Genomic DNA, 25471 nt, shown 5'->3' on the forward strand with positions numbered 1-25471 from the left:
TCGCCTGGTGCCGCTACTTCTACGAACCGCGGTACCCCTCGGCCGCGTCAGCGAATGAGTACCTCGACACCAAACCGACTACAGAAGGTGATGAGCGCCGGCCGGCCGTCGATCGGGTCACTGAAGTTCCAGCGGAACGCGGGATCCGGCTCGAAGGCGTCCTGGCAGCGGTCGGCGAAGAATGCGTAGGCGCGGTCGGAGTTGCACTTGTTGCTCATGTAGGCGACGCCGTCGTACCCGGCCCGGCGGGCTGCCTCAGCCCAGAGGACGGTGCGGTCGTACTCCGCGGCCGGAGTTGTCGTCACCTGATCGGCGGTGACGCCGAGCTTCCGCAACCCGAGCCCCATGAACGAGGCGACGCGGAGACCGCGAGTCGTTCGCAATCTCGACATCCGCCGGTTCGCATAGGCCGACGCGGTGAGCTGTCCGCCCGTGACCGGAACGTCGTGGAGCAGCGATTCGGCAATCGCGGCCTGCCAGGTCTCGGCCGCGTAGAGGATGGGGACGACCGGGTCACCGAAGAAGGCGAACCGGGTGGGCGTCCCCATTCCCGGGTTGAAGGCGTGCCCGTCGCGGTCCTTGCCGTGGACACGGTACAGCTCCTGTCCTGTGGCGAGCTCGAACGGTTCCGGGTCAAACGGATAGGGAGGGTCGGGGACTACCACTCCACGTTCCAAGCACGCCGGGCCACCTCGAGCACACTTGCAGGGTCCGTGTCGAAATGGTCGACCGGCCGCGAACCGTCCGCGAAGTAGGTGGTCGGCGAGCACAGCCACAGCACGACATCCTCGGCCGCCCAACCACTCGGCACTGCCAGTGCCATCAGGTCGACCACCAGAGGTGCCACCCGCGCGCGGGCAATGTCGAACTGGAACCCCGGGTAAAGGAACTTATTCAGACGGCGCACATAGAGCAGGCGGCCCTGATTGCGCATGTCGTTGGCGAGAGAACGCTTCGACTCTGAGCTTGAGCTGGATCCCAGAAGGTCCGCCACCTCGACGCTTGAGAGCAGACCAAACTCGTCTTCGATGGCCTTCACCGCGTTCTCGCCGGCCTGCGCCGCACGGGCGGTCGCCGGCGACAAGAAGCCGATGCGCGTCATCGCCGTCGACAACGCGTCCAGCGCGCTGCGCTCGCGAGCGAGCTCGACCACGACGCTCACCTCGTCGGCCGTTAGATTCACGCCGGCGTCCTGCCGCAGTGCCTCGCGCACGCGCGCGTAGTCCTTCTTCGCCTTGCGCCCAGACTTGTGTTCGAGAGTCGTCATGCCGTCCTCCAATTCCTACGACTTAGTCTATCGTTGGATTCTCTGGCTGGATAGACCCACTCTCCTCGGGGCAGTGGCGCATGGACTGCTTCTAAACGAACCCATCAGGTGCTGCCATCTCACCGAGCTCCCATGGCTTTCGCGACCGAGATCATCAACTGGGTCATCACCGCCACCCTCCACGACACCAGGCAAACCGTCAGTGTCGGCGCATGCGGTGACCCCACTGAGCAAACCCACCTGGTCCCACCCCACGTCACCTCCACCCCGCCGAAAGGACTCGCGGAAGGACAGTCCGCCCATGATGTCCTCCACGTGAACGGATGGGTTCCGGCCGGGACAACGACCACCGTCACCATCTACAAGAAAGCCGCCGACCAGACCACCCTGCAATGCACACCGGCCACCAAGGTCGGCGAGTTACCCCCAGTGGCATTGAAGACCGGCGAGGCGGCCAAGACGGACTACACCACCGCCGCTACAGTGGCACTCCCGGCCGGGGACTACGGATTCGTCCACGCCACCCGTGCCGCGAACGGAACCGTGATCGCCGTCGGCAACTGCCACGACGAACCCTTCACCATCACACCCCACCTCGCCCACACCGGCTCCGACACCACCCAGAACAATCTCCTCGGGACAGCAGCCGCGCTCCTCCTCCTTACCGGAGCAACAGCAATGCTCTGCGCCAGACGACAGAAGCACCGCATCGTGTAGAACTGGCTGCTAGCAAGCGGTGAGGGGTGAAATGACAGACCACGGTCATGGTGGCATGCGGCTTTGGTGGTGTGTGCGTGAAAATAGGAGGCGCTGCTGCCAGACCCCCCCCATAAGTCATGGCAGTAGCTGCCCCAGAAACGGTAGCCACCTTCTCTGGGGCATTCTTCTTTGCATGGCCCTGAGATGATGGAGATAGCAACGGAAACGACTGGGAACAGGCCCTGCTCTTCTCAACTTCGTTGCCACTCACGACGGCAGCTCTCATTGTCAACGTCGGGTTAATTCGGTGCTTCCGGGGGTTGGTTAGTTGTCGTTTTCGCGTGCCTGTTTGGTGACGAGGTCTCGGCGTTGCCTGGTGCGGTATGAGTCGCCCATTCGTGTAGTTCGACCCAGCCCCCTGTGGTGCCAGTCGCGTTGGTCGCGTGCTGATGCGCGCGGGCGATGGTCGAGTCCACCGACAGCGACCAATCGACCAGCCCCGCCGCGTCGGCCGTAGCGGTCAGCTTCGCCTGCACCTGGTCCCAGGTCCCGGTCGCAGCCATCCGGTGATGCCACGTCCACACCGTCTGCCACGGCCCGAACACCTCCGGCAGATCACGCCACGCGATCCCGCACCGGTACCGGTAGATGATCGCCTCGACCATCAGCCTCGCCTCCGAGAACTGCCGACCCGGCCGGCCAATCGGCCGCGGCAGCATCTCCTCGATCAACAACCACTGAGCATCCGACAGCAACCGAAACTGCGACATCCGTCAAGACTCGCAGCCAAAACCGTCAACCTTTGTCAGACATACCCTAGTTCTTTACATACATGCTGGTTGTCTCGATCCATCGCGCAGAGGAATCTTTGGGGCCGTAGATACCAGCGGCGGGCGATCCATCGCCCTCACCTGTGATGATGACTGTGTCGTAGTTGATCTTGACTCTTAATAGGTCTACCGCTTGACGCTTGTCCGGGTTGGTGGATCCCTCCTCGTAAAAAGCATGAAATTGCGCCGCCTTGCTCGGGGGGATCACAACCCGTTCTTGTCCAACGACTCCATCTTGAACGTAAGAAGAAGCCCCAATTGGGGTGCCATCTGATTTCGTAGCTTCAACCACAGGTGACTCATCTATCGAACATGCAGTACTACCCGCGTTGGTGATGGTGAAAGTTGTCGCGGAACGCTCAAAGGGTTCGAGGTTCACCCAGGTGGAGGCGGTTATCGCCGCCCCTTGACCGTTTGGTTGGTTGAACTGACAGGGCGAAACATCCTTCGCCTCCGAAGCCTGGGCCGCACTGGGTGCGGCTACACCGCCGACGATGAGTGCTCCTGCAACTCCGAGCCCGGCAAGGAATCGGTTCTTTGTGATTGCCATTGAAAACGCCTTTCGTCGTTGAAGGATTCTTGTTCCGACTCTCATTCACGTTTGTGAGTATCGAGAACGGGATGTGTGTGTGGGTTCAATGTTCTTCCACCAGGGCGGCCTGTTCAGACCCCCTGAGGTATGGCCTGCCTGGTACCCCGGTATGAATCGCCGACTCGTCAGTCAGAAAGCCAACTGGTAAAACGAACGACGCTTGAACTGGGGGAGCACGTCGGCGTAGGCGCAAGTCTCGGTCTCGGCCACGTAGTAAGTGCGGCCGATGGTGTCGAAACGGCCCCACTCCTGACGATGCACGTCCGGGGTTCGCCACGGCGCGGACGGCTGCGCGTAACGCGCCTTGGCGACGTGGAAGCCGATCACCTGGTCGACGGGTCGTTTGTGGCCGTGTGGGTGGATGACACCACCGACACCTGCGGGCGCGGGGTATGCGCGAACACATCGGATGTGCGGCGTTCGATATGATCCGGTTGCCGGGAAACATCGATGTGTGGATCGATGACGAGGGCATGTACCGGTCGCCGGTCAACACCGAGTTGACCGCGCTCGTTGCCCGTCGGTGCTTGATCTTGATCCAATCGCGGTGGCCGCCGCCCTTGACCACCACGCGCTCGATCCCACGGCGGGCAACTCCTCGAAACGCCGCCTTCCCTCAGCGGCATCGGCAGTGGCGGCGATCAAGCTCAGCGGTGGCCGCCAGCCGGCCGCGAGCTGTTCGAGGGCGTGGCGACGTTCGTCGTAGGGCAGACCGCGCAGATCGCGGCCCACTGCAGCGAGGATGTCGAAGACAACGAACTCGATCGGCCCCACACCGCCATCCGGAACCAACCACCCATCACCCGGTTAACCAACCTCCCTGGACAGTACAGCTAGGGCGTGTCTTCTAACCGTTTGAGCCAGAGTGTGATTGCGCGGAGGACGACTGCTCCCCGGTAGGTGACGGCGAGGTTGTCGTAGCGGGTGGCGAGGCCTCGCCATTGCTTGGTGTCGCAGAAGCCGCGTTCGATGACGTTCCGTCCTCGGTAGTTGATCGCGTCGAATCGGGGTGGTCTGCCGCCCGCGCTGCCGCGGTTGAGGCGGTGTCGCTTCTGATCGTCGGGTTCGGGGATGACTGCCGCGATACCGCGTCGGCGGAGGTGGGAGCGGATTGCGCGTGATGAATACGCTTTGTCGCCGCGGACGGCGTCGGGCCGGGTGCGAGCTCGACCCATTCGATCTACTCGGAGCTGTCCCATCAAGGCGTCAAACATCGGCGAATCACCGGACTGGCCCGGCGTGAGGAGCACGACAAGCGGGAGTCCGTTGCCATCGACGAGTTGGTGGATCTTCGTCGACAGGCCGCCACGCGAGCGGCCGATCGCGTGGTCAGCGGGTTCCTGACGAAGATTCTTGTGATTCGATCGTGCCCCCTGGGGTGTTGGTGGGGCGGCGGCCCGCGGGCTCCTCGACACGGGCGAAGGTGGTCGCATGCTGGTGGGCTCGGTTGATCGTGGAATCCACGCTCACCGTCCAATCCAGCACCCCGGCCGCGTCGGCCTCAGTCAACAGCGCAGCATGCACCCGGTCCCAGGTGCCGTCGTGACTGAATCGGTTGTGACGCTTCCAGACCGTCTGCCAGGGACCGAACTCCGCCGGCAGATCCCGCCACGGAATCCCGGTCCGATACCGCCAAATGATGGCCTCGACCACCAAACGATGATCACCGAACGGGCGACCGCCCTTCGGCGACGGGGCCGGCATCAACGACGCGATCCGCTCCCACTGAGAATCCGACAACACCCGAGACCGCGACACAACGCCCAGCCTGCACCACGACCACAACAACGGTTAGGAGACACGCCCTAGGTGTACTGTCCGGGGACGTTGCTTGATCTGGCATCGGTCACATAGCGAGAACCTTCGGTCCGGAGTGGGATTTGCTAAGACATTCACTCGAAACCTGGAGGTTCTCGTGTCTCACGGTAATGCGGCGTTGACGCCGCGGCAAAGACTGTGCCTTGCGCGGCTGATCATCGACAATGGGTGGACGGTTGCGGCAGCGGCCGACTGCTTCCGGATCTCGTGGTTCAACGGCGGCGAAGTAGGCGCGCCGGTATGTCGAGATGGCCGGCTATCACGGCGCAGAGCCCGGAGTCTGTGAAGGTGTCAGCCCAACCGGAGAAGGACAGGCTCACATTCAAGGCGTAGTCGTTCCTACCGCTGTGTGCCGGTTGCGTTCTGTGGGGTGATCGTGGATGTTAGAACGAAGTCAGCCTTGTTATTGTCTGTGTCGACAGCATCGATTCGGGTGATCGAGCGAACATCTTTGTTGCTAGATGGTGCGTCCGCTACCTCGGTTTCGTACGTGTTGGATGTACCGTAACCGAGGAGATCAACAACGTTGCTTGTCTTAGTCACACTTCCGGTAGGAAGCGTCAGGGCTTCTGTGGTGCGCGCCAGAATGAGCGTCCCCGTCGTACCCTTGGGGTCGAATTTTCTGCCACTCACATCCGGACTTGGTAGCTCAACGCCGTCCGAACCGTTGGAGCCGCCCTGGATAAGGTAGTGACCTTTCGCCGGAATCTTCCCGGTCAAGTGGAGTACTGCCGCTGACCTACCGTCACCGCCGGCTGCCCGGTATTGCACACTCCACCCTTTCAGAGAGACGCTCAAGTTACTCGAGTTGTAGAGCTCAATAAACTTATTCTTGTACGCAGCCCCTTGGCTTCCACCCGACAAGTAGGCTTCGTTGATCACAACCCCGGTCCCATCGCTGCTCGCGAACGCCGGGGTCGCAGGCAAACTTCCTATGGCAAGGCCGGAAACAACAAACGCGGCTGCCCCAGCTCGCAGGAACTTACTTCCTTTACGGAACTTCACTTTCTTCACCTTCCGCTGTCCATTTGGTTCGCATCTCACCCTCTTTAGACCAGGAGCTCATCTACGAGTGCATGGAGTACGCGATTGATTTCATTGTCTTCATCCCCGCCCCCCTGCCAGGACCTCCTGAGGGATGATGTGACCCAGACTTCAGTACCATCCACCTCACCACAGCTAGGGCGTGTCTTCTAACCGTTTGAGCCAGAGTGTGATTGCGCGGAGGACGACTGCTCCCCGGTAGGTGACGGCGAGGTTGTCGTAGCGGGTGGCGAGGCCTCGCCATTGCTTGGTGTCGCAGAAGCCGCGTTCGATGACGTTCCGTCCTCGGTAGTTGATCGCGTCGAATCGGGGTGGTCTGCCGCCCGCGCTGCCGCGGTTGAGGCGGTGTCGCTTCTGATCGTCGGGTTCGGGGATGACTGCCGCGATACCGCGTCGGCGGAGGTGGGAGCGGATTGCGCGTGATGAATACGCTTTGTCGCCGCGGACGGCGTCGGGCCGGGTGCGAGCTCGACCCATTCGATCTACTCGGAGCTGTCCCATCAAGGCGTCAAACATCGGCGAATCACCGGACTGGCCCGGCGTGAGGAGCACGACAAGCGGGAGTCCGTTGCCATCGACGAGTTGGTGGATCTTCGTCGACAGGCCGCCACGCGAGCGGCCGATCGCGTGGTCAGCGGGTTCCTGACGAAGATTCTTGTGATTCGATCGTGCCCCCTGGGGTGTTGGTGGGGCGGCGGCCCGCGGGCTCCTCGACACGGGCGAAGGTGGTCGCATGCTGGTGGGCTCGGTTGATCGTGGAATCCACGCTCACCGTCCAATCCAGCACCCCGGCCGCGTCGGCCTCAGTCAACAGCGCAGCATGCACCCGGTCCCAGGTGCCGTCGTGACTGAATCGGTTGTGACGCTTCCAGACCGTCTGCCAGGGACCGAACTCCGCCGGCAGATCCCGCCACGGAATCCCGGTCCGATACCGCCAAATGATGGCCTCGACCACCAAACGATGATCACCGAACGGGCGACCGCCCTTCGGCGACGGGGCCGGCATCAACGACGCGATCCGCTCCCACTGAGAATCCGACAACACCCGAGACCGCGACACAACGCCCAGCCTGCACCACGACCACAACAACGGTTAGGAGACACGCCCTAGTGGCGCCAGAGCGTCAACCAGGAAAGAAGGAACAGCTGTCGGGACCGCTACGTTTTCCCACCCGACCGGTGGAGGGTCAGTGGCAGGATCGAATTCGCACGCTCCACGCTAAAGACCGCCGGGGACTGTAAGAAGAACGGTGGATCTGGCCTGGCCTGACCGAAAGGAAGGGCGATGGCCGGCGTCATCGAGATGATCGATCCTGTGACGGGAGAGATCATCGATCAGCAGCAGATCGCGGAGCAGTTGCTCGCGCAGGCGAAGGAGCAGGGCGCAATGAAAGCCCGGGATGCGGAGCTCCGCGCGGACGCACGCGCGGGAAAGGCCGCCGAGAAAGACGCGGCAGATGCGCTGGCGCGACACGAGAAGATCGAGTCGATGCCCCAGCCCGACCGCGCCATGGCGGAGCGTCTGCAGCAGAACGTCTTCGAAGCAGCCCCGGAACTTCTTCCAAACCTGTACTACGGGCAGCCAGCGTGGGCGAGAGACGGGAAATTGATCGTGTTCTTCCGCAGCGGGCAAGACGGTACTTCAGGACGATTTGCGCGCTGCATTGAACGGTTGAAGTGGAGGTATGAGAAAAATTCGGAGGAACACAGTCGTTCCGGCTATCGGTGTGGTTATCGCTTCTTTCGCGGCGGCGGCCGGGGTAGTGGGCCCAGCTCACGCGACCACGGCGGAGAATTATGTCGCGTTGGGAGACTCGTTTTCAGCGGGGCAAGGATCCCAGTCCAGGTATGACAATAAGTGTGATCGCACGGACAAATCGTTCCCAGCGTTGTGGGCACAAAGCCACGATCCCGCGTCGTTCGAGTCTGTTGCATGCGGTGGCGCTACGGCAGACAACATCACGAGCACGGCCCAGGACGATCGTGGGGTCGCTACACCGCAGATCGACGCGGTGACCTCCGCCACGAGTCTCGTGACCATCACTGTAGGCGGTAACGATGTTGAGTTCATTCCCACGTTGACGACGTGCGCACTCGCAGAACTGGGCTCCGCGACGACGAAACCCGACTGCCAGAACGCGATCGAGAACAGCAAAGCGATCATCAAGGGCACTAAACCGTTGAGCGATGGGTCCACCCTGCCGCAGAAGCTCGCGGACACCTACCGTGCGATCGCGAGTAAAGCAGCAAGGGGCGCCCGAATCCTTGCGATCGGGTATCCCGAGCTGTTCAACGTTCCGCGGGTGAAGCAGCTTGTCTCCGACCCTTCCCGAGCGCTGATGAACGAAGCAGCCGTCGAATTGAACACAACAATCAAGTCCGCAGCCGAAAGCGCGGGTGTTCGCTACGTGGATGTTCGCGACAACTTTGTTGGTCATGGTGCTGGACCGCGCAGTGGGAATGATGCATGGATCAACGACCTCAACATCCTCGCCCTGCCCAACAGCGGCCATCCGAACGCCGCCGGCTACAAAAACGGATATCTCCCCGCCATGGAGAACGCTCTCGGAGTGCCCAGCTCCGCACAGGGGGGTGAACGACCGGGTCAACTGCCACGACACTTCCCGTGAGACACCCAGGTAGGTGAGGGTGAAGGTGTCTTGTTCCGTCGACTCGACCAGGATGCGGACGGATCTGGACGGGCGGTTACTCGGTGGTCGTCATCCCTACGAGCAGCGTCCCGTGCCGTCGCCGACGACTGCGTCGTACCCACAGCTCTCGCAGCACGCACAGAAGTGCCGCAAACCCTGACGACCACTTTGTAACCAACGGGACTGCAGAGGGTCTTTGTTCCCGTGGACACCGCTTCTCCCGCAAGACCTATCACGAGGCAAGTGAGCGCGACACTCAGTCGTGTGCTGCGTCCCCATCGCGCCGACTGGATGACGTTACGGCGGTCCGCGAGATTGTGGGAGCGCTGAAAATCGAATGAGTGCTTTCGACGCCGGAACGTGATCCAATGCACGCCCCTCAGCTTGCGTGGCTCCGTCGCGGCCACAGCCCGCGGCTCGGCCCCTCGCGGTCTCAACCCAGCGTGTCACCAATACCTTCCTCACACCCCTGGGGCGTGTCTCCTAAATGGCGTAGCCAGGCGATGACGGCGTTGAGAACGACTGCGGCGCGGTAGACGATCGCGAGTTTGTCGTACCGGGTCGCGAGGCCGCGCCACTGCTTGAGTCGGCAGAAACCGCGCTCGATCACGTTGCGGTTCTTGTAGTCGATTGCGTCGTAGGTGACTGGGCGGCCGCCGCGGGAATCGCGCCGTTTCCGGTGTCCTTGCTGGTCGCGGGGCTCCGGGATCACGGACTCGATCCCTCGCGGCCGGAGGTGCTGTCGGATCGCGCGAGACGGGTACGCCTTGTCGCCGCGGACCCGGTCCGGCCGGGTCCGCGGACGGCCGATGCTTCGGCTCACGCGGAGGTCGGCCAGGAGCGGCAGGAGCATCGGGGAGTCGCCTGCTTGACCGGGCGTGATCATCGTAGGCCGTTGCCGTCGACAAGCTGATGCACCTTCGTGGACAGACCGCCGCGGGAGCGGCCGAATCCGTGGTCAGGCGGCTCGATGCCCGCTTTCGTGTAATTCGACGAAGCCCCCTGTGGCGCGGGCGATGTTCGTCGCGTGCTGGTGCGCACGGGCGATCGTTGAATCGACCGACACCGACCAGTCGACTTGCCCGGCCGCGTCCGCCGACGTCAGCAACCGGTCGAGCAGCACGTCCCAGAGGCCGCCACCGGCGAGGCGACGGTGCCATTTCCACACCGTCTGCCACGACCCGAACGCTGGCGGCAGGTCCCGCCAGGCGATGCCCGTCCGATACCGGTACACGATGCCTTCAACCATCGTTCGGGCGTCAGCGAACGGGCGGCCCTTCCGGCCCGTCGGGCCGGGCAACAGATCAGCGACCGCAGCCCACTGGGCATCCGACAGCAGAAGGAAACGACTCACCCAACGACGATCCCAGACCCGCCGCCATTACTTAGGAGACACGCCCTGGGCGCTACTTGAAGGTCTGCGGCAGGTTTCAGGGTTCAACGTGTCGTTCGAGGGGAAATCCGCGCATGACAGGTCAACGAGTCGGTCCACTCCGAGGAACGGTCGATTGCTGGGTTAAAAGTCAACTCTGACCGTGCTGAAGACCCGGCGATCATCAAGCAGGCAACTATGGTCGCATGAGATGGCAAATCGACGGCACTCACCGGGAAATTCGGCAGAAGCGAGACGTGCCCGGGTAGCAATTGTTGGTCTGAGAGCGCAGAGGAATGGCAATGAATAATGTAGAGCCTGATCAAACGAGGACTGTCACCACTAACAACCAGGTCGGGATTGTCGAGGGACTCTCGGTTCCTGGGCTTCAAAAGGCTGCTGTTCGCCCCGATGGCAAGATCGCATATGTTTCTAGTTTCGTGGAGTCGGAAGGCCAAGGTCCGGTAGGTCAAGTTTTCGTTGTTGATACTTTTACGAACACAAGGGCAGGCACTGTTACTGGGATTGAGCACGGCGCTTTCGACATCCTGTTCACCCCCGACGGGCTAAAGGCCTACATCTACGTCCCACAAGGCATTGTCATTGTGGATGCGGAAAAGCATGAAGTAGTTGGGATTGTCCCCACGGATGAGAGCCCGTTCGTGGGGGGTATGGCGATTACTCCGGATGGGAGAACCGCCTATGTTACCGATGACCGCGAAAACCTTGTTCGGGTTGTAGATGTTGTTAGTGACAAAGTCACGAGCACGGTGAGTAACTTCACCGGCCAAGCTCCTCGTGGGGTAGCAATAACTCCGGATGGTTCAAAAGCGTTCGTCGCAAATCAAGATGGTGGGGGCGTCTCAATCATTGATGTTGCTTCACACAAGCAAATCGGGGTTGTATCCGGGTATACAGGTGAGACTCCGGCCAATGTGGCGATCACTCCGGATGGGAAAACAGCCTTCATCATTGACTGGGCTCTCAGAGAAATCAAAGTTGTGGATGTGGATGCTGGGGCAGAGACATCAACAATATCGGGCATCCATGACACCTTTACTGCCGCCTTTTCTTCAGATGGCTCTACCGCCTACCTAGCCACACCCCTAAACGGAGTAACAGTGGTAGACGTCCCTTCCAAAGAAGTAGTTGGTTCTGTCACAAACTTCAGTAGCCGGGGCACCGGAAGCGTTGCTTTCAGCCCAGATGGGTCCACGGTTTACGCGCCAAATATAGAAAAATACCCTTCAACTGATCCACAATCTGTTTCCGTCATTAGCGTGTACGAGTACACGGACCGATTCCCTTCTCGAATAGTGGCCACACCGGGCAAGACGTGGGGAGATATCCAAGTCTCTTGGAGCAGACCCAGAGACTATCGAGGCGTCACCGGCTACCGTGTTTTCTACCGTCCCGCCAGTGATGGTCTCAGCTGGTCCAAGACCGCGTATGTGAACATCGAAGCAACATTTGCGCTGACCCAAGAAACAACTCTCAGTGGCCTATCCAGCAGTGATCTCTATTCGGTAACTGTTCTTCCTCTCAAAGGATCAACCGTCGTCGGCGCTGGGCCTGACAGCAAACCGCTGCCCGGTCGCGCATCCAATGGCGTCACAACAACCCACCCCAAGTATTAGGAGACTCCTCAGATAGGTAGGTGGTGGTCCCGTTGACCGCAATGACCTCTCGCGGAGCCGTCCTGACACGGCCGCACACGGAGAAGGAATAGTCCCCTATCCGAATCCTCAAAGACCTCTTTTTCCATACGACTATTGAAGTCAAGGGACAGCCTGAGGAGTGACCTCTCCTCACCCGGGCTTCCGAGTGTCGATGGGAAGCGACGGTGAGGAGGGATAAGGCAGTTGCAACCCAAAACACCCCACGCTTGCCGACACCAGCAAATACATCGCCGAGACCAACAACCACGTCAGACGTCATAGGCGATGCTGCCACCCCGCCTATGATTAGCCCGACGACGGTGCCGAGCGGGCCCAGTTCGACCAGCCTCTGTACTACGTCGACGGGAAGCTGGCTAACACGGTCAAGCATTCAGACAGGACCCGCGCGGACCCACGCGCGTTCACAGGCCTCCACGCCCAACGAGCGGCTCGACCGCGAGACCGGGCGTGAGGAACGTTCTGGTGCCGGGTTGCCCTCCCCACGGATTTGGTGCCAGTCCGGGTCGCCAACTCGTGGCGGGGATGTCGTTGTTTTCGAGTGTCTCGTATCCGATCGGGGTGCGGTAGCCGAGGGCGGAGTGTCGGCGCTGGCAATTGTGGAAGATCTCGATGTACTCGAAGAACGCGTTGGCGAGTTTGGCTCGGGTTCTCCACTTCGTGCGATTCAGGAGTTGGAGCCTGACCCGGTTTCCCGGACGGTTTCGGTGTGTTGATCATGCCGCGGCTTCGGGGTTGGTGTGAAGGGCTTCGTAGTCGGTAGGGCTGAGGTGGTCGAGGCTGGTGTGCCGGCGGCGCGGGTTGTAGAAGCCCTCGATCCACTCGAACATGGCCGAGGCGAGCTGCGTCTTCGAGTCCCAGCTGGTGCGGTCCAGGAGCTCGCGGTGCATGATCGACCAGAAGCTCTCGATCAGGACGCTATCGACCGACGATGCGACTCGGCCCATCGACCCGAGCAGCCCGGCGTGACGCAGCCGGTGCCCGAACAGCCAACTGGTGTATTGCGCTCCTCGATCCGCATGGACGATGGTGCCGGGCTCGGGACGGCGCCGCCAGCGGGCCATCTCGAGCGCGTCGACGACGATCTCGGTGGTGATCCGGTCCGAGATCGACCAACCCACGACTCGGCGGCTGAACGCGTCGATCACGGCCGCGCAGTAAACCCAACCTTCCTTCGCGCGGTGTTGGGTGATGTCGCAGAACCAGAGCCGGTCCGGTGCGTCCGCGCGGAAATGCCGCTTCACCAGATCCTCGTGGGTGGCGGTGTCCGGCCTCCATCCGCGTCGCTTCCGGCGATGCGAGACCCCGACCAGACCGTCCAGGCGCATCAGCCTCGCCACGCGTTTTCGGCCGACGTGAACGCCGAGCCCGAGCCGCAGCTCGGCCAGCACCCGCGGTGCCCCATTTGACGAGCAGGCGGCTTCTGGTCACATCGTCACGACCACTGCTGACGGAGTTGTCAACGCGCCCTGCGATCGCAGAACGTCACAGGCCGACCCGACCGCGCGGCCCCTGGCCCGCTGCTCCGCGATGAACGCGAGGATCAACGGCGTCGGGGGTCGAGTTCCCCGGCGAAGAAAACGACCGCGTCCTTCAGGATCGCGTTCGCCTCACGCAGCTCACGGTTCTCCCGCTCGAGACGGCGGATCCGCTCGGACTCGGACGAGGTCACCCCGGCCCGGTCACCGGCATCGACCTGCGCCTGGCGCACCCACCGACGCAGCGACTCAGCGCCGATGCCCAACCGCGACGAGACCGTCTCACACGCGGCCGTCCGGTTCGGATACTCATCCAAGTGATCCAGAACCAGCCGCGTCGCCCGCTGCTTGGTCTTCTCCGGAATCTTCTTCGGCATGATCCCTCTCTTCCTTCCACACTCGAAAGAAGGCGGCATCAAACCGGGGACGGTTCAATCCCATGTTCTTCTCGTAACTCCCGAGTTGGTACCGGGGTCTGAGCGCGTGTGGGTCTGTGCGTTGATGCGTGTCGTAGGTGTGGGTTTCTAACGTGGATTTATGAACACAACAGGTCGTCGGAATCAAAAGAATCGAAGTGCTCGTGGGCGGGATGCCCGCGGACAGCTGATCGGGCGCCGGGAGAACGCCGTCGTGGTGGGTCCTTCTCTCGGCGGCAGCGTGCAAGGGAGGGAGTTGACAGCCCGGCTGAGAGCGAACCGGGCGGCTGGGCCAGCGGCGAAGGAGGGCACCTGAGATGCGTTCCCAGGTGACAACGGGTGCTGCCGGGCTTGTCGCTCTTGTGGTGGCCGGGACTCTCGGGTTGGCGACTCCGGCCGCCGCGATCACTCCTGCGGGCAAGTATGAATACCGTTGCGTGGCGAGTACTGGTCACGTATTCGATTGGACCAAGCAGGATCCGCGACACTGCACGAACTTCCTCCAGGTATATATCGGTGGCCAATACATCGGCCACGTGCGAAATGGCGACGATCCGATCGCCGCCCTGTCGAACATGCTGGCAGCACAACTTCCGCAAATGGTAGGAATGACAAGGAGGTCCTCGTGGGAATGATGGAAATCACCCGAGAGGCAGGATGTCCGCGTAGGTATCAGGGCGCGGTGTGGGCGCGCGACCTGTCTAGCCTGACGAGCGAGGAAATCGAATCAGTTCTGCTGACCCAATTCAAACGCGTGGACGATCGCGCCGACACACAGGAGTGGGTCGTCTCCGTGTTCGGGGAAAGCCTGGTCGACCCGATGGTACGCGAGACCGTGGTGTTGCAGACGTCGTCTTCAGATGCCCCCGCCCTCGTGACATTGATCGGCATGCTCGCGCGGATGCGTATCGATGTTTCACCGAACCTGATCTCCGTGAGCGACGGGTATGTATTGGCGTCAGCGGGCCCGCAGACACGCGCCCACGAGTGCGTTGACGCAGGCTCGCACGATAATCGGCCGGTGTGACGATGGGTGCTCAGACGACACACACCCGGCACACTGCCACAGCAGCCATCATAGGTCTTTCGATGGTGATGGCCGCTGCGGTCCCGGCAGACGCGTCGCCCGCATTCGTGCCTGTATCACGGCTGGATACCGAACGAGGCGGCATTGAAGGCCACGGCGGAGCCCCGTATCCGAGCGATGCCAACAAGCCCGAGGTCATTGCACTGTTGCGCGGATTCGACCGGATCTGGACGTCCAATGGTGTCGACGACCTTCACGGTATCGTGAACGACCGGAAGACCCTGGCGTGGAACGACCTGAGCGCGACGTGGATCAATAACAACGCGACGCAGGAGCAGCGCTTTCGTGCCCTTCAGGACGCAGCATTCCAGGCGCCTTACGACCAGTCGATCACGATCGGCTCCGCCCTCGGCTCGGTGCTGGGGCCAATATACGTAGCCGGCCGCCAAAACGGCGAACTGCCGTTGACGAGCGCGTTGCTCAATGGGCAGACAGGCACCAGCGGAGCGTACCTATCCACAAGCCATGCCAAAACTGTCTTCAGCTTCCCGCGGCCGTATATCCCAACCGACCCGACCGCCTCACCCACATCGGGCGACGAGCCACGCTGTGCGCCGGATCTGACGAACTCTTCAGCGTTGGCCGCTGTGCGCAACGGCACGTCCTACGCGGACGCCAACGGGAACCTAAGAATTGAGCGGGTGCCCGATGCGACCGATACCACCCATCAGTTCACCGATGAAACGGTGGCATTGAGCGCTGACTACGGAGTGTCGGCGATCTGCACCAGTGGCGGCTATCCCAGCGGACACACAACGAAGGCCTATCAGGCCGGAATCACACTCGCGACGCTGCTCCCAGAACTTGCACCAGAAATCCTTGCCCGTGCCTCCGAGGCGGGCAACAACCGTATCGTTCTCGGGGTGCATTCACCCCTGGACGTCATCGGTGGGCGCATTGTCGGGCAAGCCGCGTCAGCAGCACGGTGGTCCGACCCGATCTACCGGAGCAAGGTACTCGAACCGGCGCGAACAGAGCTCATCACCTACCTCGAAAACAGGTGTGGAGGAACTGTCGCGGGCTGCGCCGCAAGAGGCGATCCCTACCAATCGAACCCGTACGGCGGCCGCTCGACCCCTGCCGACACCGATGAGACAGTCACCGATCGCGCCAGCGCCGTGTCCACCTACCAATCACGATTGACGTACGGATTCTCCCCGATCGACGACACCAGCCTGCCGCCATCTGTCCCCGCCGGCGCGGCCAACCTCCTCCTGACCACATTTCCCACGTTGTCCGAGGAACAACGTACATCCGTCCTTGCGCAGACACAGCTCGCTTCCGGATACCCACTGGACCTGACAGTAACCGGGGGCCCGGCCTGGCAACGGCTGAACCTCGCCGCAGCGATGAGCGCCACCGTGCGCATCAACCACGACGGAACGGTCACCGTCACCAACACCGGAGGGCAAGCATCCGTACTCGAAGATCCTGACCGGCTCAAAGGAGAGAACACAGGATGACAACCTCGCCAGCCACCGGCATCATCTACCGCACCGCCGTCGTCCTCAACACCGTCATCGCCTGGACCAAGACATTGTCAGACACGCCCTAAGCCTCACAGGAGAACACCACGCTGCCGGGACGCTCAGGGGAGTTCCCTACGGTGTGGGTATGCGTATGGTGAACAAATTGTTGACGATCTCCGCGGCTGTTGTCTTGGCCGCCGGAATGACAGCATGTAGCTCGGAAGAACCAGTTCAGCCCACACCGTCCACCACATCACTTTCGTTCTCCGGCGTGGAAGGGGCAGCGCACTTCGACGACGGGTTTCTGCAAATCGGTTCGGGGGTGAAAGTCGTTGACCTGTATCTGGATCCGATGTGCCCATATTGCAAGAAATTTGAAGAGCTCTCCGGCCCCGCCCTTCTCGAAGAAGCAAATGCCGGGAAAGCCCTGCTCCGGGTGCACCCGGTAGCGATCTTAAACCGACTCTCTCAAGGCACGAACTACTCAACCCGCGCAGCAGCTGTACTCACCGCCATCGCGGCCACCAGCCCCGCCCAACTTCCCCAATTCCTCACGACGCTCTACGCGCACCAGCCGGCCGAGAACTCGCCCGGGCTGACGAATGACCAACTTGTCGAGTTGGCGAAGCAGGCCAGCGCAACACCGATTACTGAAGCTGACATCGAGAAATACACGGCCTGGGTTGACTCCCAAACAACCAAAGCTGTCGCCGGGCCCCTGCCTACCCGCACACAAACCCGTGCAATCAGCCAAGTACCAACCGTGATCGTCAACGGCGCCGTGTTCAACGGCAACAGCACCGACCCCGAAACGTTCACAACGTTCTACAACTCGCACTAACCGGCCAATAGCCCGGAGCGGCTCATCTCCCCGTTACGGTCAGATGGTGGTACGAAGTAAGCTGGCCCCTGTCGTGTGGTTGCGTTGCCTTGATTGCGGGCTGATCGTGAAGAGTCTGACCAAGGTTCTGGAGATGCGAGCGCACATCGATCAGGGCGGGACCAGCATCTGCGCCGGCACGGAATTTGCCATCACGACAGAGCCGAACGCCGCGTGGTGGCAGGCCAACACGGCCGAGACCGTCCGACGCGACCTGATCCGGGCGGGCACCCGCGAGAATACCTGACATCGCCCACCCCCCTACGACGACACCCCTCAGCGAACAGAACGTTTAATGCGGGAAGGGAAGATTCGCTCCGCAATAGGCGCAGATCATCACGAAAGTGGGGGTGCCGTCCAGATTGTCGCGAATCGCCGGAAACACGTTCCGATTACCGCACATCGGGCATGCCGCCGACGAGACAACGTAACCACCACTTGCAAGGTCCAGAGTCATGATCGCTCCTCTCCTTGCACTTCATCCTCACCACACGCTCACCTCTACGCCCTACCCCCAATCGGGGAGCACGCACACGCAGCCTCAAATGAAACGTCCCCGACACCGATCGGTGTCAGGGACATTTCGTGTCATAGCGGGCCAAAGCACCCTACCGAGCCGTAAGGCAAATCAGGTCCCTCGCTAGGGTGTGTTGCTAAACCCATTGGAGGGTCGCGGCGAGGCAGATCGCGGCGTGGTAGTTGCGGGCGGCCTTGTCGGTGCGCATCGCGATCCCGCGCCATTGCTTGAGCTTGTTGAAGCAGCGTTCGACGACGTTGCGGCCGCGGTAGCGGGTGCGTTGGGCGGCGCCGAAGTCGATCGGACTGCCCCGCTTCTTGCGGCGGTGCGCAATCTGGTCTTCGCGTTCAGGAATCGTTGCCGCGATGTCTCGTTCGCGTAGCCAGGCCCGGTTTGCTTTCGAGGGGTAGCCCTTGTCTGCGAGCACTCGGTCCGGACGGGAGCGGGGGCGGCCGGTTCGACCGGCGACGTAGATCTCGGAGAGCGTGTCGATCAGCATGGTCGTGTCTGCTGTCTGTCCCGGTGTCAGCACGAACGCCAATGCGCGGCCCTTGCCGTCACAGACCATGTGATTCTTGGTCGTCAGACCGCCACGAGAGCGGCCGATCGCGTGGTCAGGAGGCTCCGCGCCGAACTTCTTGTAGTTCGACCGGGCCCCCTGTGTCGCGGGCGAGGGTCGCGCCGTGCTGGTGAACACGGGCGATCGTGGAGTCAATCGACGCGATCCAGTCCAACTCGCCGCGCTGGTGTGCGAGGGACTGCACCTTCTCGAGGACCCGCGCCCAGACACCCTGCTCGGACCACCGGTTGAAGTTCTTGTAGATCGTGTTCCAGTTCCCGAACCGCTCAGGAACGTCCCGCCACGTTGCACCAGTGCGGTACCGCCACGCGGTCGCCTCCACCACCCTCCGCCGGTCCACCGGTGGGCGACCCGTCACCTTCGCCACCGGGAACAACGGGCCGATCACAACCCACACCTCATCCGAGATCTCACAGCGCGTCACTGCTCAAGGCTTGCGCACGCGCCTCCGCCCAGCGTTTAGCAACACACCGTAGCAAGCGGTGAGGGGCACCCCGTTGGGGTGCCCCTCACCGCTTTGGACGGACCGTTGGTGACTTCTTGACAGTCTCGGTTTGGTGGCCGAGCTTGTCTTCGATGGTGTGGCGAGCATCATCAAGCTGCTGTTCGAATTTGCCACCAGTGGCCTTGTTGACTGCACCTTCAACAGCGTCCAGCACCTTGTCGACGACAACCTCACCCTCCGCGCTCTGCATGAGCCCTTCGACCTTCCCGACCGCATCCTCAATCCCCATTGCCACCACTCCCTTCACTTGAGCAGTCACACAACGCCCAACATCACGAGAAACCACGACGCCCCAGCTCCTACCGGACGAAAACACCCCACCATTAACCCGCGCACACGCAATCCATCTGAAGTCGCCGGGGTGATGCTCCCACGCTCAGGTTTGCGGGGAACGGTGGGGGCCGTTGTTGAGAGGGCGCCGCGTACGTCCCCGTCGGTCACGGCGCCCTCTGGGTGGCACGGCCAGCGAAAGCCGCGCCGCTCACCTGCCCTGTCAACCCACCCGTCGACTGGGCTGCTTCGAGCCAACCAGCCACTCCTGTCGCAACCGTTCGGTAGACGAAGCTGTCCACTATTTTCACCCGGACTGTGGGTCTTTCCGGCCAACGGTCGATAAGGGGCGAAATGACAGACCACGGTCATGGTGGCGTGCGGCTTTGGTGGTGTGTGCGTGAAAATAGGAGGCGCTGCTGCCAGACCCCCCCCATAAGTCATGGCAGTAGCTGCCCCAGAAACGGTAGCCACCTTCTCTGGGGCATTCTTCTTTGCATGGCCCTGAGATGGTGGAGATAACAACGGAAACGACTGGGAATGTCGACGACGGCTTCAGAATGACCCCGTAGCGTGGGATCGGAATGAACTGTCAATGCGGGGTGAACTTTCACCCCGTTTCGCCGTTTGAATCTTGACCCTCTGGGGTCAGTTTTTGTCGGCGTGGTCTTTGGTGATGAGGTCTCGGCGGCCGTGGGTGCGGTAGGAGTCGCCGGTGAGGGTGAGGACCTCGGAATGGTGGACGAGGCGGTCGATCATCGCGGCTGCGACGAAGTCGTCTCCGAAGGTTTCGCCCCAGCGGCCGAAGGGGAGGTTGCTGGTGACCATGATCGAGCCCTGCTCGTTCGGGTAATCACGCGGCCAGATCAAGATCCCATCCACACGTTTTTGCCTATAACCCGACAAAGTCCAAGTCCTGTGCGTGGGCAGGCTAGCTGAGCTGTTGTGTCACCGTCACGAGGACCGCTGGGCTATGTCGACTGGGTTGCTGCAGTTCAGGCAAAGAAGGAACCGATCGCGAATAGCCCGCCGAATAGGAGCGCTGCAAGGGTGAGGAGGATCCACACGCCCATGGCGAGGAGGTTGAGAGCAATGCCCCAGCCGGCACGGGTGCAAGCGTAAGGTTCGCGGTTGCGTGAGGAAATGCCTAGTATCAAACCGATCATTGGTGCGAAGAACGTCCACCCGACCAGGAGCGAGCAGATTCCGAGGACAAGGCTGGCGGTGCCGCGACCGGTACTGGCGGAAAGCTGGGCTGATGAAGTGGTCATGTCTTCACGTTACGGGTGCTATTTCCCCGGACGGATCCTTCCTCAGTCTCGCCATAGTCGTACCACGGTGCCCCGCTATGGCCTTCTCCAGCGAGCAAGCCGCCCTCCAAGCCGCCCCGGCCAAGTGCGATCTGACAGCCCGTTGCCGGGGTGTAACTGGTCACCTCCGACGCGCACGCGGGCCTGAAGGACGCAATCGCAGCGAACCTGCCCGGCGCGGCCTGGCAGCGTTGCCGCACCCACTACGCGGGCGAACCTGACAAATATCACACCGAAAAAGGCATGTGGCCCGCGGTCAAAGCGATGCTCCACTCGGCCTGTGGGCAGCCCGACGCCGCCGCGGTCAACGCCCCGTTCGACCGGACCTGGACTATGTCACCGAGAAGCTCCCGAAGGTCGCCGAGCACCTCGATTGGCACCGCACCGACCTCCGTGAGAACGGTCTTGGACGACCACCCCTGCCGGAAGTGGCGGCCGCTCAGCAACGTTCGTGCTCCTCTACTCGGATGCCGGCACCACCAAAGGCTATGTCATCCTCTCTTACGCCACGATCGCGCCAGTTCTCCTCCCCGACCTCGCCAAACGTCCCATGATGCGCAAGCGCTGGCCGGACGGAGTCGGTGCCGCGGCGTCGCCTATCGAGTCATACTTCGAGGAGGACCTCGTCAACGACGTCCCCGACTGGGTGCTACCCGAGCGTCCTGCATTCTTGGGGTGAGATCCACGATCCGGTCACCGTCGCCGGGCGATGCTGGCGTTCGGCGAGCAGGCGTAACTCCTCCACCGTAGAGGCGCCCGCCATGGCTTGCGTCGAAGTATGTCGGACGCGGTTTTCAGAAGCCGGCGCACACACCCTAGGGGTAAATCATCCGAAATCGCAGGTGTCTATCTGGTGCTTTAACTTCTCGATTAGTTCCTTAGGTGCAGTGGGATCTTTCTCCAACATGGCAATGTAGGCCTTTCGCGCCTCTACCTGTGCTATCTGCACTCCACCAAACCCGCAATGCGTGCTCGAGACTGTCGATGGGTGGTAGGGCGTCGAAGTCTCACTTGCGTAAGAGGCGATGCCGCCTGTTGTCACTGACGTTGCTGTTAGTACTCCAGCCGCGATGATCCCGGTGAGGAATCGATTCTTTGTGATCGCCATGAAGGCTGCCTTTCTCCATCAATGTATTGGCTTTGCTCCACGCTTACAGAGTCGAATCAGTCACACGGGGAACAGTCGATGTTTCTTCCCTTTTCCCGGCGCTCGTTTGGGTTTGGAGGTGCGGGTCAGGTGTGTTTGTGTTAGTTCAATCGTCTTCCACCACGGCGGCCGGTTCAGACCCCCTGAGGCATGATTCTCCTAGTCCTCCGGTACCAATCGCCTGCTCATCGGCCATATTCCTGCGGCAACCCGCCCGTACACGGGCACCGCGATCCACGGCAGAAGTCGGAAGCTTCGCCGGCCTGGCACCCGCGCGTCGTGGCTCCGAAAAGTGCAACGGCAACCCCCATCGGCCGCGCCGCCACGGCCCGGCGCCTCATGAAGCCTGCTTCCTCGCCGCCTTTATCCCCTCCACGAGCTGACCCGCCTCGACGGCCTACCATGCTCGAAACCAGAAAGAAGGCGAGACGCACAATAACGCCATCATCTCCCTCGCCCGCTGAGGAATGAACGTGAGTTGGGCCATGCTCCGCGACGTGCAACCTTCAAACCCGATGCCCCTCAACTCAGCTTGACACCTGATTGAGGATCACGTCCGAAGGCATACATCGGGTCCACCGAGACGGTGTAGCACGCGTCCGCTAGGGCGTGTCTCCTAAGTAATGGCGGCGGGTCTGGGATCGTCGTTGGGTGAGTCGTTTCCTTCTGCTGTCGGATGCCCAGTGGGCTGCGGTCGCTGATCTGTTGCCCGGCCCGACGGGCCGGAAGGGCCGCCCGTTCGCTGACGCCCGAACGATGGTTGAAGGCATCGTGTACCGGTATCGGACGGGCATCGCCTGGCGGGACCTGCCGCCAGCGTTCGGGTCGTGGCAGACGGTGTGGAAATGGCACCGTCGCCTCGCCGGTGGCGGCCTCTGGGACGTGCTGCTCGACCGGTTGCTGACGTCGGCGGACGCGGCCGGGCAAGTCGACTGGTCGGTGTCGGTCGATTCAACGATCGCCCGTGCGCACCAGCACGCGACGAACATCGCCCGCGCCACAGGGGGCTTCGTCGAATTACACGAAAGCGGGCATCGAGCCGCCTGACCACGGATTCGGCCGCTCCCGCGGCGGTCTGTCCACGAAGGTGCATCAGCTTGTCGACGGCAACGGCCTACGATGATCACGCCCGGTCAAGCAGGCGACTCCCCGATGCTCCTGCCGCTCCTGGCCGACCTCCGCGTGAGCCGAAGCATCGGCCGTCCGCGGACCCGGCCGGACCGGGTCCGCGGCGACAAGGCGTACCCGTCTCGCGCGATCCGACAGCACCTCCGGCCGCGAGGGATCGAGTCCGTGATCCCGGAGCCCCGCGACCAGCAAGGACACCGGAAACGGCGCGATTCCCGCGGCGGCCGCCCAGTCACCTACGACGCAATCGACTACAAGAACCGCAACGTGATCGAGCGCGGTTTCTGCCGACTCAAGCAGTGGCGCGGCCTCGCGACCCGGTACGACAAACTCGCGATCGTCTACCGCGCCGCAGTCGTTCTCAACGCCGTCATCGCCTGGCTACGCCATTTAGGAGACACGCCCCAGGGGTGTGAGGAAGGTATTGGTGACACGCTGGGTTGAGACCGCGAGGGGCCGAGCCGCGGGCTGTGGCCGCGACGGAGCCACGCAAGCTGAGGGGCGTGCATTGGATCACGTTCCGGCGTCGAAAGCACTCATTCGATTTTCAGCGCTCCCACAATCTCGCGGACCGCCGTAACGTCATCCAGTCGGCGCGATGGGGACGCAGCACACGACTGAGTGTCGCGCTCACTTGCCTCGTGATAGGTCTTGCGGGAGAAGCGGTGTCCACGGGAACAAAGACCCTCTGCAGTCCCGTTGGTTACAAAGTGGTCGTCAGGGTTTGCGGCACTTCTGTGCGTGCTGCGAGAGCTGTGGGTACGACGCAGTCGTCGGCGACGGCACGGGACGCTGCTCGTAGGGATGACGACCACCGAGTAACCGCCCGTCCAGATCCGTCCGCATCCTGGTCGAGTCGACGGAACAAGACACCTTCACCCTCACCTACCTGGGTGTCTCACGGGAAGTGTCGTGGCAGTTGACCCGGTCGTTCACCCCCCTGTGCGGAGCTGGGCACTCCGAGAGCGTTCTCCATGGCGGGGAGATATCCGTTTTTGTAGCCGGCGGCGTTCGGATGGCCGCTGTTGGGCAGGGCGAGGATGTTGAGGTCGTTGCCGTCATCGCCTGGCTACGCCATTTAGGAGACACGCCCTAGCCCTCTCGAGGTCCCGGTCACCCGTCACCGCCTCTCGGGAAGGTGATGTGTTGAGCCCGTTGTCACTGACCTGTGGGGGCGAGAGAGCGTGGAGTAGCCTTCGCGGCCAACCGCCCTCGCGGTCTCGACAACGAGATGCTGTGGGGTGAATTTCCCGAGAGAATCATGGCGGGAGGTTCGGTCAGGGGGCCGGAGTGCTTGGCTGTGAGGTGCTACCGGGTGTGAATATCAGGGTCCCCCAACAGTCCTTGCTCGCACCCGGGGTGCTTCTTCATTGCGGTTCCTAGGTGCGCTGCAGCCCAGGCCGGGGCTGCAGCGCACCGTCCCACTCACCGGGACTGGGGTGTGTGGGCGGTGACTTTCCCGTACGTGTACCGGGTCGGGTGCGGCATGCACCGCGACGTCCGTCGCGCGTCTTCGCGTTGGTCTTGGCCACGCGCTCCCACTCACGATCCTTGATGCGGACCAGATCGCCCGCCTTGATGGCAGGCGATCGCCCCGGAGGCCCGCCGGCTGCAGTCCAGGGCTACGACCTTTGGACCAAAAGGGTGCTGAGATCGGTCGCGATCGCGCCGAGGGCGGAGTTGCGGAGTGTGGGAACAGCCCCGACGGCGTACACAATCGCGCGGTCGAGGTCCCGCAGCACGGGGTCTGGGTGGCTGCCGTAGTCGACGTCGATATCGTACTTCAGGACGATTTGCGCGCTGCATTGAACGGTTGAAGTGGAGGTATGAGAAAAATTCGGAGGAACACAGTCGTTCCGGCTATCGGTGTGGTTATCGCTTCTTTCGCGGCGGCGGCCGGGGTAGTGGGCCCAGCTCACGCGACCACGGCGGAGAATTATGTCGCGTTGGGAGACTCGTTTTCAGCGGGGCAAGGATCCCAGTCCAGGTATGACAATAAGTGTGATCGCACGGACAAATCGTTCCCAGCGTTGTGGGCACAAAGCCACGATCCCGCGTCGTTCGAGTCTGTTGCATGCGGTGGCGCTACGGCAGACAACATCACGAGCACGGCCCAGGACGATCGTGGGGTCGCTACACCGCAGATCGACGCGGTGACCTCCGCCACGAGTCTCGTGACCATCACTGTAGGCGGTAACGATGTTGAGTTCATTCCCACGTTGACGACGTGCGCACTCGCAGAACTGGGCTCCGCGACGACGAAACCCGACTGCCAGAACGCGATCGAGAACAGCAAAGCGATCATCAAGGGCACTAAACCGTTGAGCGATGGGTCCACCCTGCCGCAGAAGCTCGCGGACACCTACCGTGCGATCGCGAGTAAAGCAGCAAGGGGCGCCCGAATCCTTGCGATCGGGTATCCCGAGCTGTTCAACGTTCCGCGGGTGAAGCAGCTTGTCTCCGACCCTTCCCGAGCGCTGATGAACGAAGCAGCCGTCGAATTGAACACAACAATCAAGTCCGCAGCCGAAAGCGCGGGTGTTCGCTACGTGGATGTTCGCGACAACTTTGTTGGTCATGGTGCTGGACCGCGCAGTGGGAATGATGCATGGATCAACGACCTCAACATCCTCGCCCTGCCCAACAGCGGCCATCCGAACGCCGCCGGCTACAAAAACGGATATCTCCCCGCCATGGAGAACGCTCTCGGCTAGAGAGTCAGACGAGTGCCCAGC

19 protein-coding genes and 9 pseudogenes are annotated in these 25471 nt (G+C 62.0%); 11 read left to right on the plus strand and 17 right to left on the minus strand.

What is annotated here, in order from left to right:
• Nucleotides 1-47: 47 nt before the first annotated feature.
• Together IT072_RS03105 and IT072_RS03110 are read right to left on the minus strand one after the other, a co-directional pair.
• Nucleotides 48-665 (minus strand): RES family NAD+ phosphorylase, encoded by a 618-nt coding sequence (locus IT072_RS03105; RefSeq protein WP_223359351.1) that lies wholly within the window; start codon nucleotides 663-665, stop codon nucleotides 48-50.
• Nucleotides 659-1267, minus strand: coding sequence for a DUF4257 domain-containing protein (locus IT072_RS03110; RefSeq protein ID WP_223359352.1), 609 nt, complete (start codon nucleotides 1265-1267; stop codon nucleotides 659-661). Before IT072_RS03110 ends, IT072_RS03105 begins: the two co-directional genes overlap by 7 nt.
• A gap of 132 nt (nucleotides 1268-1399) precedes the next feature.
• Between IT072_RS03110 and IT072_RS03115 the strand changes: the two genes are divergently transcribed.
• Complete coding sequence (locus tag IT072_RS03115; RefSeq protein WP_223359353.1) at nucleotides 1400-1984, plus strand: hypothetical protein; 585 nt, start codon at nucleotides 1400-1402, stop codon at nucleotides 1982-1984.
• Between the two features lie 366 nt (nucleotides 1985-2350).
• Here the strand turns inward: IT072_RS03115 and IT072_RS03120 are convergent.
• From IT072_RS03120 to IT072_RS03150, 6 genes and pseudogenes are all read right to left on the minus strand, one after another.
• A pseudogene (locus tag IT072_RS03120) lies at nucleotides 2351-2736 on the minus strand (transposase); the annotation flags it as partial.
• A gap of 46 nt (nucleotides 2737-2782) precedes the next feature.
• Nucleotides 2783-3346, minus strand: coding sequence for a DUF4232 domain-containing protein (locus IT072_RS03125; protein WP_223359354.1), 564 nt, complete (start codon nucleotides 3344-3346; stop codon nucleotides 2783-2785).
• Nucleotides 3347-3517: 171 nt separating this feature from the next.
• The gene (locus tag IT072_RS03130) at nucleotides 3518-3715 is read right to left on the minus strand and encodes a hypothetical protein (protein WP_223359356.1); all 198 of its coding nucleotides are present in this window, start codon (nucleotides 3713-3715) and stop codon (nucleotides 3518-3520) included.
• A 506-nt stretch (nucleotides 3716-4221) separates the two neighbouring features.
• A pseudogene (locus IT072_RS03135) lies at nucleotides 4222-5146 on the minus strand (IS5 family transposase).
• Between the two features lie 399 nt (nucleotides 5147-5545).
• Nucleotides 5546-6220, minus strand: a complete 675-nt coding sequence (locus IT072_RS03145) for a lamin tail domain-containing protein (protein WP_223359358.1) — start codon at nucleotides 6218-6220, stop codon at nucleotides 5546-5548.
• Nucleotides 6221-6385: 165 nt separating this feature from the next.
• Nucleotides 6386-7310, minus strand: a pseudogene (locus tag IT072_RS03150) (IS5 family transposase).
• Between the two features lie 625 nt (nucleotides 7311-7935).
• Here IT072_RS03150 and IT072_RS03160 point away from each other — a divergent pair.
• The gene (locus IT072_RS03160; RefSeq protein WP_442786785.1) at nucleotides 7936-8880 is read left to right on the plus strand and encodes an SGNH/GDSL hydrolase family protein; all 945 of its coding nucleotides are present in this window, start codon (nucleotides 7936-7938) and stop codon (nucleotides 8878-8880) included.
• A gap of 454 nt (nucleotides 8881-9334) precedes the next feature.
• Here IT072_RS03160 and IT072_RS03165 read toward each other — a convergent pair.
• Nucleotides 9335-10255, minus strand: a pseudogene (locus IT072_RS03165) (IS5 family transposase).
• Nucleotides 10256-10575: 320 nt separating this feature from the next.
• On the opposite strand from IT072_RS03165, the gene IT072_RS03170 reads away from it, so the two are divergent.
• Nucleotides 10576-11910 (plus strand): fibronectin type III domain-containing protein, encoded by a 1335-nt coding sequence (locus IT072_RS03170; protein ID WP_223359361.1) that lies wholly within the window; start codon nucleotides 10576-10578, stop codon nucleotides 11908-11910.
• A gap of 443 nt (nucleotides 11911-12353) precedes the next feature.
• Here IT072_RS03170 and IT072_RS21380 read toward each other — a convergent pair whose 3' ends face one another.
• The 3 genes and pseudogenes from IT072_RS21380 to IT072_RS03185 all read right to left on the minus strand — a co-directional run bounded on the left by IT072_RS21380 (nucleotide 12354) and on the right by IT072_RS03185 (nucleotide 13804).
• Nucleotides 12354-12620, minus strand: coding sequence for an IS3 family transposase (locus IT072_RS21380; protein WP_223360892.1), 267 nt, complete (start codon nucleotides 12618-12620; stop codon nucleotides 12354-12356).
• A gap of 45 nt (nucleotides 12621-12665) precedes the next feature.
• Nucleotides 12666-13346, minus strand: a pseudogene (locus IT072_RS03180) (IS3 family transposase); the annotation flags it as partial.
• A gap of 146 nt (nucleotides 13347-13492) precedes the next feature.
• Nucleotides 13493-13804, minus strand: a complete 312-nt coding sequence (locus IT072_RS03185; RefSeq protein WP_223359363.1) for a transposase — start codon at nucleotides 13802-13804, stop codon at nucleotides 13493-13495.
• A 664-nt stretch (nucleotides 13805-14468) separates the two neighbouring features.
• Here IT072_RS03185 and IT072_RS03190 point away from each other — a divergent pair.
• The 4 genes from IT072_RS03190 to IT072_RS03205 all read left to right on the plus strand — a co-directional run bounded on the left by IT072_RS03190 (nucleotide 14469) and on the right by IT072_RS03205 (nucleotide 17526).
• The gene (locus tag IT072_RS03190; RefSeq protein WP_223359340.1) at nucleotides 14469-14870 is read left to right on the plus strand and encodes a hypothetical protein; all 402 of its coding nucleotides are present in this window, start codon (nucleotides 14469-14471) and stop codon (nucleotides 14868-14870) included.
• 62 nt (nucleotides 14871-14932) lie between these two features.
• Entirely contained in the window at nucleotides 14933-16393 is a 1461-nt protein-coding gene (locus tag IT072_RS03195; protein WP_223359364.1) for a phosphatase PAP2 family protein, read from the plus strand.
• A gap of 151 nt (nucleotides 16394-16544) precedes the next feature.
• Nucleotides 16545-17240: a DsbA family protein gene (locus tag IT072_RS03200; RefSeq protein ID WP_223359365.1), complete on the plus strand. Its 696-nt coding sequence runs from the start codon at nucleotides 16545-16547 to the stop codon at nucleotides 17238-17240.
• A 106-nt stretch (nucleotides 17241-17346) separates the two neighbouring features.
• Nucleotides 17347-17526, plus strand: a complete 180-nt coding sequence (locus IT072_RS03205; protein ID WP_223359366.1) for a hypothetical protein — start codon at nucleotides 17347-17349, stop codon at nucleotides 17524-17526.
• 406 nt (nucleotides 17527-17932) lie between these two features.
• On the opposite strand, the pseudogene IT072_RS03210 reads toward IT072_RS03205, so the two are convergent.
• The 4 genes and pseudogenes from IT072_RS03210 to IT072_RS03225 form a co-directional block, all read right to left on the minus strand.
• Nucleotides 17933-18800: pseudogene (locus IT072_RS03210) on the minus strand (IS5 family transposase).
• 85 nt (nucleotides 18801-18885) lie between these two features.
• Nucleotides 18886-19167: an Rv0909 family putative TA system antitoxin gene (locus tag IT072_RS03215; RefSeq protein ID WP_223359368.1), complete on the minus strand. Its 282-nt coding sequence runs from the start codon at nucleotides 19165-19167 to the stop codon at nucleotides 18886-18888.
• A gap of 632 nt (nucleotides 19168-19799) precedes the next feature.
• Nucleotides 19800-19994 (minus strand): annotated as a pseudogene (locus IT072_RS03220) (ATP-binding protein); the annotation flags it as partial.
• 152 nt (nucleotides 19995-20146) lie between these two features.
• Nucleotides 20147-20422 carry a hypothetical protein gene (locus IT072_RS03225; protein ID WP_223359370.1) on the minus strand — a complete coding sequence of 92 codons (276 nt, stop codon included), beginning with the start codon at nucleotides 20420-20422 and terminating at the stop codon, nucleotides 20147-20149.
• A 156-nt stretch (nucleotides 20423-20578) separates the two neighbouring features.
• Between IT072_RS03225 and IT072_RS03230 the strand changes: the two are divergent.
• Both IT072_RS03230 and ligD read left to right on the plus strand, forming a co-directional pair.
• Nucleotides 20579-20853: pseudogene (locus tag IT072_RS03230) on the plus strand (transposase); the annotation flags it as partial.
• Between the two features lie 59 nt (nucleotides 20854-20912).
• Nucleotides 20913-21140: a non-homologous end-joining DNA ligase LigD gene (gene ligD, locus IT072_RS03235; RefSeq protein WP_223359371.1), complete on the plus strand. Its 228-nt coding sequence runs from the start codon at nucleotides 20913-20915 to the stop codon at nucleotides 21138-21140.
• A 147-nt stretch (nucleotides 21141-21287) separates the two neighbouring features.
• On the opposite strand, the gene IT072_RS03240 is transcribed toward ligD, so the two are convergent.
• Nucleotides 21288-21569 carry a hypothetical protein gene (locus IT072_RS03240; protein ID WP_223359372.1) on the minus strand — a complete coding sequence of 94 codons (282 nt, stop codon included), beginning with the start codon at nucleotides 21567-21569 and terminating at the stop codon, nucleotides 21288-21290.
• 690 nt (nucleotides 21570-22259) lie between these two features.
• Between IT072_RS03240 and IT072_RS03245 the strand changes: the two are divergent.
• Both IT072_RS03245 and IT072_RS03250 read left to right on the plus strand, forming a co-directional pair.
• Nucleotides 22260-23180: pseudogene (locus tag IT072_RS03245) on the plus strand (IS5 family transposase).
• Nucleotides 23181-24562: 1382 nt separating this feature from the next.
• On the plus strand, nucleotides 24563-25450 hold the full coding sequence (locus IT072_RS03250) for an SGNH/GDSL hydrolase family protein (RefSeq protein WP_223359373.1): 888 nt from the start codon (nucleotides 24563-24565) through the stop codon (nucleotides 25448-25450).
• The last annotated feature ends 21 nt before the right edge of the window (nucleotides 25451-25471 follow it).

The organism is Leifsonia sp. ZF2019, assembly GCF_019924635.1.
In the GTDB taxonomy this organism is placed as follows: domain Bacteria; phylum Actinomycetota; class Actinomycetes; order Actinomycetales; family Microbacteriaceae; genus Leifsonia.